Origin of the sequence: Providencia sp. PROV004 (genome assembly GCF_011045615.1) — a bacterium.
GTDB classification, from domain to species: domain Bacteria; phylum Pseudomonadota; class Gammaproteobacteria; order Enterobacterales; family Enterobacteriaceae; genus Providencia; species Providencia rettgeri.
This window is the reverse complement of the sequence record NZ_CP042859.1, coordinates 2,528,180-2,542,044: the sequence shown is the minus strand read 5'-3', so window position 1 is coordinate 2,542,044 and position 13,865 is coordinate 2,528,180. Positions and strand designations below refer to the sequence as shown.

Annotated in this window: 19 protein-coding genes and 1 pseudogene; 18 read left to right on the top strand and 2 right to left on the bottom strand. The window is 44.9% G+C overall.

Annotation, left to right across the window (positions count from 1 at the left end; all coding sequences use genetic code 11):
• Nucleotides 1-2: 2 nt before the first annotated feature.
• Entirely contained in the window at nucleotides 3-1,727 is a 1,725-nt protein-coding gene (locus tag FVA69_RS11400) for a terminase large subunit domain-containing protein (RefSeq protein WP_164528867.1), read from the bottom strand.
• A 162-nt stretch (nucleotides 1,728-1,889) separates the two neighbouring features.
• On the opposite strand from FVA69_RS11400, the gene FVA69_RS11395 reads away from it, so the two are divergent.
• From FVA69_RS11395 to FVA69_RS11310, 18 genes and pseudogenes are all read left to right on the top strand, one after another.
• Nucleotides 1,890-2,711, top strand: a complete 822-nt coding sequence (locus FVA69_RS11395; RefSeq protein WP_164528866.1) for a GPO family capsid scaffolding protein — start codon at nucleotides 1,890-1,892, stop codon at nucleotides 2,709-2,711.
• Between the two features lie 46 nt (nucleotides 2,712-2,757).
• The gene (locus tag FVA69_RS11390) at nucleotides 2,758-3,807 is read left to right on the top strand and encodes a phage major capsid protein, P2 family (protein WP_141173620.1); all 1,050 of its coding nucleotides are present in this window, start codon (nucleotides 2,758-2,760) and stop codon (nucleotides 3,805-3,807) included.
• 20 nt (nucleotides 3,808-3,827) lie between these two features.
• The gene (gene gpM / locus FVA69_RS11385; protein WP_164528865.1) at nucleotides 3,828-4,523 is read left to right on the top strand and encodes a phage terminase small subunit; all 696 of its coding nucleotides are present in this window, start codon (nucleotides 3,828-3,830) and stop codon (nucleotides 4,521-4,523) included.
• A 102-nt stretch (nucleotides 4,524-4,625) separates the two neighbouring features.
• On the top strand, nucleotides 4,626-5,114 hold the full coding sequence (locus FVA69_RS11380; RefSeq protein ID WP_164529348.1) for a head completion/stabilization protein: 489 nt from the start codon (nucleotides 4,626-4,628) through the stop codon (nucleotides 5,112-5,114).
• Nucleotides 5,114-5,317: pseudogene (locus tag FVA69_RS11375) on the top strand (tail protein X). Before FVA69_RS11380 ends, FVA69_RS11375 begins: the two are co-directional and overlap by 1 nt.
• An 18-nt stretch (nucleotides 5,318-5,335) precedes the next feature.
• The gene (locus FVA69_RS21690) at nucleotides 5,336-5,623 is read left to right on the top strand and encodes a potassium channel protein (RefSeq protein ID WP_153673430.1); all 288 of its coding nucleotides are present in this window, start codon (nucleotides 5,336-5,338) and stop codon (nucleotides 5,621-5,623) included.
• A gap of 1 nt (nucleotide 5,624) precedes the next feature.
• Nucleotides 5,625-6,161, top strand: a complete 537-nt coding sequence (locus FVA69_RS11365; RefSeq protein ID WP_164528864.1) for a lysozyme — start codon at nucleotides 5,625-5,627, stop codon at nucleotides 6,159-6,161.
• Nucleotides 6,162-6,163: 2 nt separating this feature from the next.
• A complete protein-coding gene (locus FVA69_RS11360; RefSeq protein ID WP_164528863.1) occupies nucleotides 6,164-6,685 on the top strand; it encodes a lysis system i-spanin subunit Rz in 522 nt (173 codons plus the stop codon).
• Entirely contained in the window at nucleotides 6,682-6,852 is a 171-nt protein-coding gene (locus FVA69_RS21685) for a hypothetical protein (protein WP_004254667.1), read from the top strand. Before FVA69_RS11360 ends, FVA69_RS21685 begins: the two co-directional genes overlap by 4 nt.
• On the top strand, nucleotides 6,852-7,304 hold the full coding sequence (locus tag FVA69_RS11350) for a phage tail protein (protein WP_004254663.1): 453 nt from the start codon (nucleotides 6,852-6,854) through the stop codon (nucleotides 7,302-7,304). The genes FVA69_RS21685 and FVA69_RS11350 overlap by 1 nt, the downstream gene beginning before the upstream one ends.
• Nucleotides 7,297-7,935, top strand: coding sequence for a phage virion morphogenesis protein (locus tag FVA69_RS11345; RefSeq protein WP_164528862.1), 639 nt, complete (start codon nucleotides 7,297-7,299; stop codon nucleotides 7,933-7,935). The genes FVA69_RS11350 and FVA69_RS11345 overlap by 8 nt, the downstream gene beginning before the upstream one ends.
• Entirely contained in the window at nucleotides 7,932-8,561 is a 630-nt protein-coding gene (locus tag FVA69_RS11340) for a phage baseplate assembly protein V (RefSeq protein ID WP_164528861.1), read from the top strand. The genes FVA69_RS11345 and FVA69_RS11340 overlap by 4 nt, the downstream gene beginning before the upstream one ends.
• Nucleotides 8,558-8,899, top strand: coding sequence for a GPW/gp25 family protein (locus tag FVA69_RS11335; protein ID WP_141173610.1), 342 nt, complete (start codon nucleotides 8,558-8,560; stop codon nucleotides 8,897-8,899). The genes FVA69_RS11340 and FVA69_RS11335 overlap by 4 nt, the downstream gene beginning before the upstream one ends.
• A 2-nt stretch (nucleotides 8,900-8,901) precedes the next feature.
• Entirely contained in the window at nucleotides 8,902-9,813 is a 912-nt protein-coding gene (locus tag FVA69_RS11330; RefSeq protein WP_164528860.1) for a baseplate assembly protein, read from the top strand.
• Entirely contained in the window at nucleotides 9,806-10,417 is a 612-nt protein-coding gene (locus tag FVA69_RS11325) for a phage tail protein I (protein WP_164528859.1), read from the top strand. Before FVA69_RS11330 ends, FVA69_RS11325 begins: the two co-directional genes overlap by 8 nt.
• A complete protein-coding gene (locus FVA69_RS11320; RefSeq protein ID WP_238789233.1) occupies nucleotides 10,414-12,045 on the top strand; it encodes a phage tail protein in 1,632 nt (543 codons plus the stop codon). Before FVA69_RS11325 ends, FVA69_RS11320 begins: the two co-directional genes overlap by 4 nt.
• On the top strand, nucleotides 12,042-12,392 hold the full coding sequence (locus FVA69_RS21525; protein WP_164528858.1) for a tail fiber assembly protein: 351 nt from the start codon (nucleotides 12,042-12,044) through the stop codon (nucleotides 12,390-12,392). The genes FVA69_RS11320 and FVA69_RS21525 overlap by 4 nt, the downstream gene beginning before the upstream one ends.
• Before the next feature lie 160 nt (nucleotides 12,393-12,552).
• The gene (locus tag FVA69_RS11310) at nucleotides 12,553-13,323 is read left to right on the top strand and encodes a hypothetical protein (RefSeq protein ID WP_164528857.1); all 771 of its coding nucleotides are present in this window, start codon (nucleotides 12,553-12,555) and stop codon (nucleotides 13,321-13,323) included.
• A 106-nt stretch (nucleotides 13,324-13,429) separates the two neighbouring features.
• Here the strand turns inward: FVA69_RS11310 and FVA69_RS11305 are convergent, their stop codons facing one another.
• Nucleotides 13,430-13,861 (bottom strand): phage tail protein, encoded by a 432-nt coding sequence (locus FVA69_RS11305; protein ID WP_164528856.1) that lies wholly within the window; start codon nucleotides 13,859-13,861, stop codon nucleotides 13,430-13,432.
• Nucleotides 13,862-13,865: the final 4 nt, after the last annotated feature.

The following is a 13,865-nucleotide window of genomic DNA, read 5'->3' as shown; positions in this document are numbered from 1 at the left end:
GGTTAAAACTCCATAACTTGTGCGCCAGCGCCGCCAGTTTCACTGGATATCGCTTCGTTAGAGAAAATATTCATTGCCGCCCACGCTAAATCGCCATGGTCTAAGCCGCGAACTCGGCTTGATTCATAGGTGATAATCCCGCTTGGGGCTTGCACTTTCTTGATGGTCATAAAAGAGGTGATCAGGGGCTTGTGTAACCCTGCGTCGTATTCAAAACGGCCATTACGAATAAGCATGAGCATTTTCATGATCATCATGCGTTTAATAGGGGCCGAATAGTTGAGTAAATTGGCGGCAGGAAAGAATTTAACGACCAGCTCGTGTACGGCGGCACCGGTACCGCCAGTACCATCAATAGTGATAGACTGCACGTTATAACGCTGAGTAATGCGTTTGATTTCTTCGGCTTGTTTTTCAAAGGCCATCCCGCGTAACTGAATAGTTTCAATAATGCGGAATTTCCCGCCAGTGACTGCCGGTGGTGAGGCAATCACTAACCCCAAACCATCGCCATTATCACCGGTACCGGTTGGGTCTGCGCCAACCCAAACAGGGCGATTACCCAGCGGGCGTGGGGCATAAGGTTTCCAGTCTGGCCATACATCACTGTTATAGCCATCGACGCCACAATTGATTAAGGCATCATAACTGAATGCCCGTTCACCCGTTTTAACGAACTCACATTCGTATAAATTACGGAAATCGTCAGGCGGGTTTTCGTCTTTGATTTCTTCCAAATTAACGCGGTTCAGCCCGCGCGCGATGGCATCATGAATGTTCACGATTTGCCGCCACATACTATCCGCGCAGTAATGGCCAAGCTTTAATACCTTATGGGATAGCTCAATGATTTTTCGTTCTTTCTCCGGCTTGCCTTTGTTATAAAAATCTCCTGTCCAAAACTCGTAGGCTTCGTGATCTTCACTCGATGGTGTCGAAAAATAAGTACGGCGTAACCCTGTTTGTGTGGCCATCGCTGAAGCCACTTTCCGTAATTCCAAGAAACGTGATACCCAGAACACCTCATCAAAATAGAGGTCACCGGTATATGACTGCGCTGTCGCTGCTGCGGTACCCAAGAAAAACAGGATCGCCCCGTTAGATAACATAATTTCATCGCCGCCTTTGAGCTCAACACCCACTTGGCGCGCCAACAATTGAATAAAACGTTTGAACTGAAAGGCCTGTGCGCGGCTGGCAGATAGAAATATTTGGTTGTTACCGGTTTCCAATGCAGTTAATAAAGCTTCGCGGGCAAAGTACCACGTAGCTCCAATTTGCCGCGATTTAAGAATAAAGCGGTTTCGCTGCGTGCGTTCATCCCACCATTGGCGCTGATACTCAAATAAGCTACCTAGCACTAGGTTTTTAAGCTGTTCGATCTGCTCAGGGGTAAAGTGATTCTTTTGTGCTTTAACTTTACTTGTTCCCGCCGCTTGTTTCTTCATTTCCAAACGCTCAAAGCGGTCTAACTGGCGGTTAAAGAAATCAACCGTTTTAAAGTCATGGGCGGTCATTGTGTCTTTCGCCATGATGCGCAGCACTTTTACATGTATTTGGTCAGTAACACGGTGAATAGGGGATGCCTCATCCCATTTATCACGTCGTCGCCATGAATAAATGGTGTGAATGCTTAAGCCCAGCCGCTTTGCAATCTGCGAAACGCTGTAAGCCTGCCAATAAAGTTCTTTGGCTTCTTGTCGTGGGTCAATGTCTGTTTTCATCATGCTGTCACTTTGTCACGCCCGCGCGTAACCCTCTATGAATATGGGTTCTCATAGCGCTATGAGAACCGTAACCCTTTGAGTAAAAAGAAGATGATTGAGATAGTGCTGTTATTGAAACGGCAGCATCGAAATGACAGTTACGTCAGAAACGGAGATTGATTTATGTCGCAAGGTAAAAAAACGCGCCAGATAAAGCTGATCGCTTGTGCAGAGGGAATGACACTAAACGGTTTTCCCGTTGAGCGTGAACATATCGAGCAGATGGCGAAAGACTACGACCCTAAATTTTATTGTGGTCGTGTGAATTTGGATCACATTAAAAGTGTGTTCCCAGATAGCCAATTTCGCAGTTATAGCATGATTTCAGCGGTGAATACCGTTGAATTAACTGAGGGTGAACTTAAAGGTAAATTAGGGCTTGAAGTCACTATTGATATTGATGATTTAAAAGATGAATACATTGTTAACCTGAATAAGTCAGGCCAAAAGATTTTTTCCAGTATCGAGTATTACCCCTCATTCCCACAGACCAAACGCGCCTATTTAACGGGGGTAGCGTTAACTGATTACCCAGCAGCTATTGGTTCCCGTCCTATTGAACTAAGCGCAGTTTCTCGCGGCTTACCAGATAGTGGCAATTACTTTACCGCTTCATTAGAAACGCAGTGCCATTTGTTAAGTGAGCAATACACCGAACACCAAGAGGAAAAGGAAGCCGGTAAGAAGTTTTTATCCACGGTGAAACAGTGGCTAGGGCTTGAACGTAATCACAACTCAGAAGAAACCACCAACCTAAAAACAGCCATTGAGTTGACCGCACAGCAATGCGGCACCTTGCTAACCGAAAATGAAGTGCAAAAACGAGCGTTATCACAGCTAACTAATGATTTTAACGCCTTAAAGCAGCAACTTGCAGTGACTGATGGTTCAGGGGAGTCACGCCCTCAAGTCACCGGTGGTTCGACTAAGTTGGCTGAGTATTAAGCCGCGTTTTACTTTCTTCAATTTTAATCAATAAAAGGTTTTTACTATGGGTATCAGTAATGAATCACTGGCGAATTATCTCTCATGGCTTGACCAGCAAGCCCGCTTAAATGGAGTACGTCGTGAGGGTTCGTCATTAAATTTTAGCGTTGACCCTGCGGTGCAGCAGCGCTTAGAAAAAGCCAAAATGGAAAACAGCCCATTTTTAAAACAAATCAACTCATTTGGAGTGACGGACCAGGAGGGGCAAAAGGTTTTTGGTTCGGTCAATGGCCCTATTGCCGGTACGAATGATTCAACGACCGAGCGCCGTCAGCCTGAGCAAGTCAATGAGGAAAACAGCGACGATTACCGTTGTGATAAAACCAACTGGGATACATTTATCCCATATTCATGGTTAGACGCATGGGCGGGGCACCCTGAATTTCAACCGATGATCAGCCAACTGATCGCACAGCAAGAAGCCAATGACCGCTTAATGATTGGGTTCAATGGTGTGAAACGGGTGAAAAAGTCCAATAAAGCCGAAAATCCATTGTTACAAGACGTCAATATCGGTTGGCTGCAAAAAATCCGTAATGCGGCGCCACAACGCGTGATGAAAGATGTCACTTTAACCAGCCGTGATGAAAGCGGGAAAATTATTGCCAAAGGGATGTATGCCAATGTGGATGCGATGGTATTCGATGCTGTGAATTCATTGTTAGACCCGTGGCACCGCCGTGCGCAGGGCTTAGTGGCGATTACTGGTTATCAGCTCTATACCGATAAAAACTTCAAAATCATGAACCAACACAGTGAGCAAAATCCAAACATGGAAATGCTTGCGGGTAATGAACTGTTGAAATTGAGTTCAATGGGTAACTTACCGACCTTACAAGTACCGTTTTTCCCCGATGGCGCAACCTTGATCACGACCTTTAAAAACCTGTCTGTGTACTGGCAAAAAGGTAAATATCGCCGAGTGATCAAAGATGAGCCGGAATATAACCGCGTAGCGACTTACTCGTCGGGCAATGAGGGCTATGTGATTGAAGATTACGGCCTATCTTGCCTGATTGAAGGCATCAACTATGCCGAAAGCAAAGAAATTTAAGCCAACATTGGGGAATGCAAATGGAATATTTAACACCGGCACAGCAGCACTGGCAAAAAGTAATGGCATCGCGTCGCGGTGGGGTACCTGCTGAAATGTCACGGGCAGATATGACCGCTTATGAAAATATTTTACACCGTTTACGGGCTGACCAAGCGCAATTAAGCAATATCCAAGGCAATGACCGCAAAGCGGCGTATAAGCGCAAGGTTTTACCTAATTATCGCGGTTGGATTGAGGGGGTGTTGGAAAGCCAAAGCGGTGTGGCTGATGAGGTCTTTACTCGCACTTTGGTGTGGCATATCGACGCAGGTTTATACACAGAAGCCTTACACATGGCCGAATATGCTATCCAATTTAATCTGCCGTTGCCCGATAACTATAACCGCACCTTAGCCACTGTTTTAGTTGATGAAATCTGCGACTGGTCATTAGCCGTGAAAGCAAGTGGCAAAGAAGATGAAGTGACAGCGTCACTTGATGATTTGCTGAGTTTAGAGCGTATTACAGCGCAATCAGATATGCCTGATGGGGCGCGTGCCAAGTTGTACAAAGTCATTGGTTTAACACTCAAAAATGATGATAAGCAACAAGCCTTAGCCCTTGAATACCTACAAAAAGCCATTCTTATTGACAAAGATATTGGCGTGAAAAAAGAGATTGAACAGCTATTACGGGCAGTGCGTAAGCAAGAAGACGATACGCCTAAAAAATAGCATTAACCGAGTTGCACCCACGTGCCACGGAGGCACAGCAATAATAAAGGGTTAACCCTCTGTATTGTCGCTGTCCACCTCCGTTTTTTCAAAGGGGTAATCATGGGCTTAGTGGCATCAAAACAAATTCATAGCGTGCAAGACGAAAGCATCAGCGATGGTGATGAAAAAATCACATCAGGTGAATTTTGGCCAGACATTGGTTTAGACCTGTTGCGCCAATCCATGCGTTTGACGGGGAATGTCACTACCAGCAGATTAAAGCATATGACCACTGAAGCGGTGCTGTACGTTAATCAGTTGTTGGATGAGTGGCGGCAAGAACAGAACGCCAAGGGTTTTACCCAATTATCTGAGGTGCCATCACCGGAAATTAACGACACCACGGCCGTTGTTTTTCGCTATCACCATGCTGTGTATAGCTTTACTAAAGCCTTATTGATTGAAAACTACCGCGATATTGACACCACGCGTGAGGGTGAAAAACACGCCCAAGCTTTGAGCACGCAAATTGATGATCTGCGCCGTGATGGCCAAAACGCCGTGCGGGATATTCTCGGTAAGTTACGCATGTTTGCGGAGCTCGTCTAATGAAAGTGCAGGCGCTGCAAGGTGACACCGTTGATTTATTGTGTTGGCGGCATTATGGGCGCACTTAAGGCGTCGTTGAACAAGTGTTACAAGCCAATCCGAATTTGGTTGAGGGCGGCATACAGCTAGCCGCGGGGCAATGGGTGGAATTACCTGAACTCGCACCGGTGGCAAAACAAGAAATGATCCAACTTTGGGATTAACAAAACAGGATTAATAGCATGAATGATTGGTGGAGCCGCCTAACTTACGCACTTTCTGGATTTGGCGGTTTATTCAGTGGGTCGGGCATTTTAGGGTTTTTTGGTGATTTCTCCGTGTATGAGTGGGGCTTTTTAATCGGGTTAATTGCCAGTGTTTCATTGGGTGTGATGACCTACCGATTAAACCGCCGTGAGCAAATGAAACGCACACGCATATTAGAACGTTATTTCTCTCGTCACCCCATCAGCGAGCGCGATATTGAAAACATTGTGAAAGTGACCGAGCAATCACCAAAGGATTTATGAAATGAACACCAAATCACGATTAAGTCAGGCTGTTATTGCGTTGATTATTTCTGGTGCCAGTGGCGGCGCGATCCTTTCTGGTTTTTTGAATGAAAAAGAGGGGAATTCGCTCAAGGCATATCGTGACGGGGGCGGTGTGGTCACTATTTGTCGTGGCGTAACACGCATTGACGGTAAGTCGGTAAAAATGGGTACCCAATTATCCCCAGCGGAATGTGACCGGCTAAACCAGATTGAAGCTGACAAAGCGATTGCATGGGTTAAACGCCATGTTCATGTACCACTGACCGAACCGCAAATCGCTGGTATTGCGTCGTTTTGCCCTTACAACATCGGGCCATCTAAATGTTTTTCATCCACGTTCTACCGCAAGTTAAATGCGGGCGATATCAAGGGCGCCTGTGCGGAGCTCCCTAAATGGACGCGGGATGGTGGTAAAGATTGCCGGCAAACCAAAGGCCAGCCAATCGGCTGTTATGGCCAAGTGATCCGCCGTGACCAAGAGGCCGAATTACTGTGCGGTGAGTGGGGGCAATGATGATGATGAGTTATCGTCATGTTTTATTAGGGTATTTGGCTGTTACGCTGATTAGTGGTGGCGCGTCGGTCGGTATCACTCGATTGGTTTATCAATCCAAATTGGATGCAACCGAACTGGGGCACCAAATGGCACTCAGTGCAATAAGCGCCCAAGCCTTTATTGATGCAAATAAAAAACTCGCTCAACTAAAAAAAGCACAAGAGACCTTGCACCAGCTTGATGTGACCTATAACCAGAGGTTGTTAGATGAACAAAATGAATCTCAACGTTTGCGTGATGATTTGCTCACTGAGCGTCGTCGCGTGCAGTTCGCCAGCGCCGATCTTGCAACCTGTGAGCTCACCATCAATCACACTGCCCGCGCCGGCAGCGTGGGCGATGCTGCCACCGTCGGACTCACTCGAAAAGGTGGACTTATTGTTCACGATATCCGAACCGGAATTAAACAAGACAGAGCCAAAATAAGTTATTTACAGGGCTATATCCGTGACGTGGTAGACCAGTGCAAGGGGGCGAAATGAAAATATTATTCAATATCTTGATGTTTATCGTGTTTATTCTCCTGTTAACCGTGGTTTTGCTTCGCGGTGTGGTGTTACTGCAAGAACCCAAATGCGCCACGGCACCACTACAAGAACGCATTGAAATGCGTTGCCAAAAAGCACTCTATGACACTCGGGGGAGATAATGTTAAAGCCAAATCTATTACGACAAACTATTGTTGAGCAGATACCCCAGTTTAAACAAAACCCTGATTTATTAGAGGTCTATATCACTGAGGGTGGTATACAGGCCACCGGTACACAATCCGCATCTTACTTGAATGAGTACCAAATTCAGGTGTTGGCCATGGATTACGCCGGCGAATTGAGCGCATTGTCATTGGCCATTCTGACTTTTGCCAGAAAACATCAGCCAGATTTGTTATTTAACCCTGATAAACGGGCGAATGGCATTCGCTATAAGGCCGACATTCTCGACAATGAAAAAATCGACGTACTGTACACCATCAAGGCCACCGAGCGCGTGATTGTTAAAAAAGTGAATGGAAAAATTGTTCAAGAGCATATTTCCGAGCCTGAAATCGCCTTACCTGCATGGGATATCGTGATCGATGAGGGGGTGATGGTTCATGAGTGATAACAGCCTATTTATGCAACTTGAAAATGAGCTTAATGGCTTGTTATCGACAACCTCAGCGGCTTACCGGCGAAAACTGACGGGCAAATTAGCGCGGGCAATTCGTGCTGACCAACAAAAGCGCATTCGCAGCCAACAAAATGCGAATGGTACGGCCTATGAACCCCGTAAGCGCAAAGTGTTACGCGCACAGCAGCAAATCAGATTTATTCACCGTGGTGATGTTCGCACCCTGCGGAATTGGCAAGGGTCAAAAGGTCGTCGCGGTAAAACCATTACCGGTTTTGATGAAGATAGAGGGGCGGTAAGAACCTTTTATCGCCAAGATATTACCCGTTTTTTAGATATTAATTTTTCCTCGGTCAAGCGCAGTACCAAACGTAATGCACCGATGTTCAGACGACTTAGGGCGGCGCGTTTTCTTCATGCCCGCAATACACAAGATAGCGCCATTGTTGGATTTCAGGGCAAAGCTGCAGCAATTGCGCGGGAACATCAATACGGGCTTGAGGGGGCAGTGAATGAACTTGCGCGGGCACGTTACCCCAAGCGGGAATTATTGGGGCTATCAGAACATGAGCGCTTGGGTTTATTGGAAATAATTTATCTCGATTTGGTGGGGCAGCTATGAGTTTACAAGAGCTATATCGTTTACTCAGTAACCTTTTTCGTCAAGGCGTGGTCACTGAGGTGGATTTAGATAATAACTGTTGCCGTGTTCAAGTCGGGGAGTTAGTTACTGATTGGATTAGGTGGTTAGTGCATCGTGCCGGCGAGTCTCGCAGTTATTGGGCGCCGACGGTAGGGGAGCAAGTGTTGATTGGGGCGATAGGCGGTGAGCTAACAACCGGTTTTGTTTTGGGGTCGCTGTATAGCAATGCGAACCCCGCGCCAACACATTCAGCCAATGCATTACACCACACTTTTTCCGATGGTGCGGTGATTGAGTATGAGCCAGAAAACGGAACATTAAAGGCCGTTGGTATTAAAAAAGCAGTGATTGAGGCTAGCGATGAAATTAGTGCAACAACCCAAAAAGTGATTTGCAAAGCCTCTGTCGAAATCAAGCTCGATACACCGAACGTGATTTGTACCAATAACCTCACTACAGCCACGTTAAATGTGGAAAAGGGCGGTGAAATGACGGGTAATTTTAACCATAACGGCGGGTCGATAACGTCTAATGGTGTGGTTATTCATACTCACCAACATGGCGGTGTGCGTTCGGGTGGGGATACATCAGGGGAACCGGTATGAAATATTGCGGCATGAATGCGAAAACAGGGCAAAGCCTTACTGATAATGAGCATATTCGCCAAAGTATCGCTGATATTTTGCGAACGCCCATAGGTTCGCGGGTGATGCGTCGTCAATACGGCTCACTGTTGTATGACTTGATTGACCAGCCACAAAACCCTGCGCTGAGACTCAAAATTATGAGTGCATGTTATATGGCGTTAATGCAATGGGAGCCACGCGTTAGGCTGCAAACTATTGATTATATTCGTTCTGATGTTGGCGAAATGGGCGTGAGTTTATCCGGTGTCATTATGCAAACGGGTGAACCGATTTCGATTTCGATTCCAGTGAGGTAGGTATGGCAGTCAGTATTGATTTAAGTTTGTTACCCGCACCGGATGTGGTCGAAACGTTAGATTTTGAAGTGCTATTTGCCGAGCGCAAAGCTGCGCTCATTGCTGCGATGCCAGCAGAGCAGCGGGAAGCTATCGCCCGCACGTTGGAATTAGAATCCGAGCCGCTCACCAAATTACTGCAAGAAAACTGTTACCGTGAATTAATTTTACGTCAGCGCGTCAATGAAGCGGCTCGCGCAAGTATGGTGGCCTTTGCAACCGGTGCCGACCTTGACCAACTCGCGGCCAATAACAACGTGAAACGCCTGATGTTATCAGCCGGTGATGAAAACGCTATCCCACCGATTGCACCGGTGTATGAGTCAGATTCCAATTTACGCATGCGTATACCGGCCGCTTTCGAAGCGTTAAGCGTAGCAGGCCCGATTGGTAGTTATGAATATCACGCTCGTAGCGCAGATGGTCGGGTTTCTGATGCTTCTGTGATTAGCCCGTTACCGGCTCATGTCACGGTTACCGTGTTATCTCGCGAAGGGAACGGCAGTGCGCCCGCGGATTTAATTGAAAAAGTGAATGTCGCATTAAACGATGAAGACGTTAGGCCGCTGGCTGACCGTGTGACTGTGCAATCGGCAACCATCGTTAACTATGAAATTGACGCGGTGATTTACTGTTATCCCTCGCCTGAATATGAGCCGATCATGGCAGCGGCAGAAGAACAAGTGAGACGCTATGCGACACAGCAACACCGGCTAGGCCGTGACATTGTACTCAGTGCCATTTATGCCGCTTTGCATGTGCAAGGTGTGCAACGTGTGGAGCTGAAAAAACCGGTTGCAGATATCAAATTGGATAAAACACAGGCCAGCTTCTGCACACAAATTAATGTGACACTAGGGGGTTCGGATGAATAGCCGGTTATTGCCTGTCGGCTCATCACCGTTAGAGCTTGCGGCGGCAGAATCACTGGCTCAGATTGAGCGCGTGCCTATTCCTATTCGTGAACTTTGGAACCCTGATAAATGCCCCGTGCATTTGCTGCCGTATCTGGCGTGGGCGTTCAGTGTTGACCGATGGGATAAAAACTGGACGGAAAAAGCCAAACGGGATGCCGTTAAAGCCGCCATGTTTATTCATAAACACAAGGGCACGATTGGCGCACTACGCCGCGTAGTTGAACCGCTCGGTTATTTAATTCGTGTGGTTGAGTGGTGGAAAACCAACGAAACCGCCGGCACGTTTCGCCTTGATATCGGGGTGCTTGAAACCGGTATCACCGAAGAAATGTATCAAGAGTTAGAGGCGTTAATTTTTGATGCCAAGCCAGCGAGTCGTCACCTTGTCGGGCTCACTATTCAACTAGAAACCAAAGGCCAAATCTATTGTTCCGCAGCTAGCTATAGCGGTGATGAATTAACCGTTTACCCCTACACGCCAGATGTGATCAGCTCAGGCGGCACGATTTCCACAGGGGCAGCGGTACACGTTATTGATGAAATGAGGGTGACTCTCCAATGAAATATTTTGCATTGCTTACCACTTACGGTGAAAAAGTGCTCGCAGAGGCGACTGCCCTCGGCACGAAAATTGAATTAACACACATGGCAGTCGGTGACGGTGGCGGCACATTGCCCGCACCCGATACCAAACAGACTAAATTAGTCAATGAAAAGCGCCGAGCAGCAATTAATACGTTATTTATTGACTCAGTGAATACCAATCAAGTTATTGCGGAACAAGTGATCCCCGAAAATGAGGGGGGATGGTGGATACGTGAAATCGGTTTGTTTGATAAATCGGGTTTATTGGTGGCCGTGGCGAATTGCCCTGAAACCTATAAACCCCTGTTAGCCGAGGGCTCAGGTCGCACACAAACCATTAGAATGATTTTGATTGTTAGCCATACCGAAGCAGTTACATTGAAAGTTGACCCCGCGATTGTGCTTGCCACGCGCGGCTATGTTGATGATTCAGTAAAAACAGCGATTGAGGCTCACGTTAAAAGCCGTAATCACCCCGATGCGACGACTAGTGCCAAAGGTTTTGTACAACTGGCTGATGCTCTGAGTGCCGATAACAACAAAGCCATTACACCTAAGTTGGCCACGGAAATTAATCAACGGGCTGTTAATGCACAAAATTCAGCGAATGCGGCCAATACAGCAGCAACTAATGCGAATAACAATGCTAATGGACGGGTGCCAAGCTCGCGCAAGGTCAATAATAAGCCGTTGAGCACCGATATTACGCTAAGTGCAGGCGATGTGGGCGCCTATACAAAAGCAGAAACCGACACGAAAGTTGCTGATGCGAAAAAGGCGGGTACCGATGCGCAAGCCACGGCAAACGCTGCCAATACAGCGGCAATCAATGCAAATAACAATGCCAATGGCCGTGTACCCAGTACGCGAAAAGTGAATAATAAACCATTGAATGCGGATATCTCTCTGACTGCGGGCGATGTGGGCTCATATACAAAGGCAGAAACAGATACCAAAGTCGCCGATGCAAAAAAAGCTGGAACAGATGCAAATACGAATGCCAATGGGCGCGTGCCTAACACTCGAAAAGTAAACAATAAGCCGTTGAGCGCTGATATCACTTTAAGTGCTGGTGATGTTGGCGCGTATACAAAGGCAGAAACAGATACTAAAGTTGCTGATGCGAAAAAGGCAGGCTCAGATGCACAAGCGACCGCCAATGCAGCCAACACTGCAGCAAACAATGCGAATAATAACGCGAATGGACGGGTACCAAGTGGGCGCAAAATAAACAATAAAGCACTGACCGCAGATATAGCACTGAATGCAGGGGACGTGGGGGCGTATACCAAAGCAGAGGTCGATACAAAAATAAATACAGGATTTGGATATACCCAAAAATGGAAAGATGTATCAGCAGATAGAAAAAGTGGGGTGACTTATACAAACTCAACGGGAAATACCATCGCAATTGCGGTTATGCAGACTGAAAACTCACAAAACCCCGGAGTGACATTTTTTGTTGATGGTCTTGAATTATTTAGCACGGTTCGTTCATCAGGCGCTGCGGTGCAAGGGGCGATGTGTATTGTCCCTAGAGGCTCTACCTATAAATTTGTTACTACCGTAAATGCGAAAGCACGGGTGATGGAGATGAGGCAATGAAATATTACATTGATATAAATAATACAGTTTTTGCTTATTCAGCAGATGGTTCCCAAGACAATTTAATTAGCGATGCGTTGATTGAAATTACAGAAAAGAAAGCGTTAGAAATTGCCAATCCTCCACCATCAAAACAACAATTAATCGCTGAAGCCGAGTATCAAAAACAGGCACTATTAAACGAGGCTACCGCCGCAATAGCACCTTTGCAAGATGCCGTTGACCTTGGTATCGCGACAGATGAAGAACGGGAGCAGTTAAGGACTTGGAAAGAGTATCGAGTACAGGTGAATAGGGTGGATGTTGGATTAGGGATGAGTGTTAATTGGCCAGTTAGCCCAAAGTGAGACATATATTAAGATAATTAATGTATGTCTCGTGTAAGATCATTACTGGAATATAGTGGTCAAAATGGTCAGTAACAACTATGGTATTAATATCACTAGTTGGTCTGAAATATAAATTTTCTATATTAATCTTATGGTTATCTATTAAAAGGAAGGGTGAATGAAACAAAGAAATCCATATCAATTGCTATTAATATTTTTGATTTTATTGATAGTTGTGTTAATTTTTTCAAAATTAATGAATTTTCAGAAAACTGCTGCTTTTATTTCAGGGCTTACAATTTTTTATACTGGAGTTCTTCCGTTTATTTATCTCACATTATGGATATCAAAGTCAAAGATAGGGGGGGAAATTAAGAAAAATGCTAAAAAATGGCATGTTGTAATTTTTACATCATGGGTTATTTTCTTGTATTCTATTTATGCTGAAATGTGGGTGGCTAATACTTTAAATGAAATATTTTCAGTAAATGCTAATCATTTAAGCATTACATATAAGTTATTAGCATTTTTATTTACTCCTTTTAATTTATTTTATCATCTTTCCATTTTGAGTTTAATTAAAAGCATTTTGGGCATTGTTTTTATAATGCTACTGATTTTTTCACCTATTATAATTATATTTGTTTTTATTCCGAATGTTAGGATAAGAGAATTATTAAAAGTAATAATGAAAATGTGTTTTTTTGTTTTTATATCGTCATTTATTATATCTATAATTACAAGTATTTCACTTAATAAAGATTATCTTATTAAAGAGTTTGCGCTGTGGGCTGATTTTAGCAGTAATAATCTTTGTACTGATGAATGGGTGAATAAGACGGAAAGTGTGCTTTTTTTAGATGGTGGTTATGTTCTAGCCTATCATCCACAAAATTTAAAAGATAATCAGTTTACAGTTGAAACTTGTAACTATAAAAAATCTTTTTAAATAAAATCATATATATATTATGGGTAAAAATTTTTAATTAATATTTTACCCAGTTCTATATAATACAAGTAAGGTATAATGTTAGCTTACATGAATAAATACTTTATTAACTTATCCCCATCAACTCACCAAAATTAACACTTGCCAATCTCTCCCTTACATCCTCATTCACCCGACTCAATGACAGCGTAAAATCTATTTTCTTAGCCTTACCATCGGTAAAAAACTCTGTTCTATCAGTGACTAAATTAGTGATCACATACATTCCATAAATGGTGCCTGTGCCCTCAATCAGCGGTAATGGACGGGCAACGTAGGCAGAGGTTTTTAATAGTTCCAGCGATACATCACCGCCGGTTACTTCGGGGTAAAGGGTACCAGCCAGTGTGATCTTATCTTCACCGGCACCTACATACTGCCATTTAGCACTGCGGCCAACACGGTCATTTTTCACATGGCGCCAGTCAAGTGAGTGGTTAAATGTTTGATAAGGGGCGGTACGTAGCTCAAACACAAACATGCCATAAATCATCATCATAATA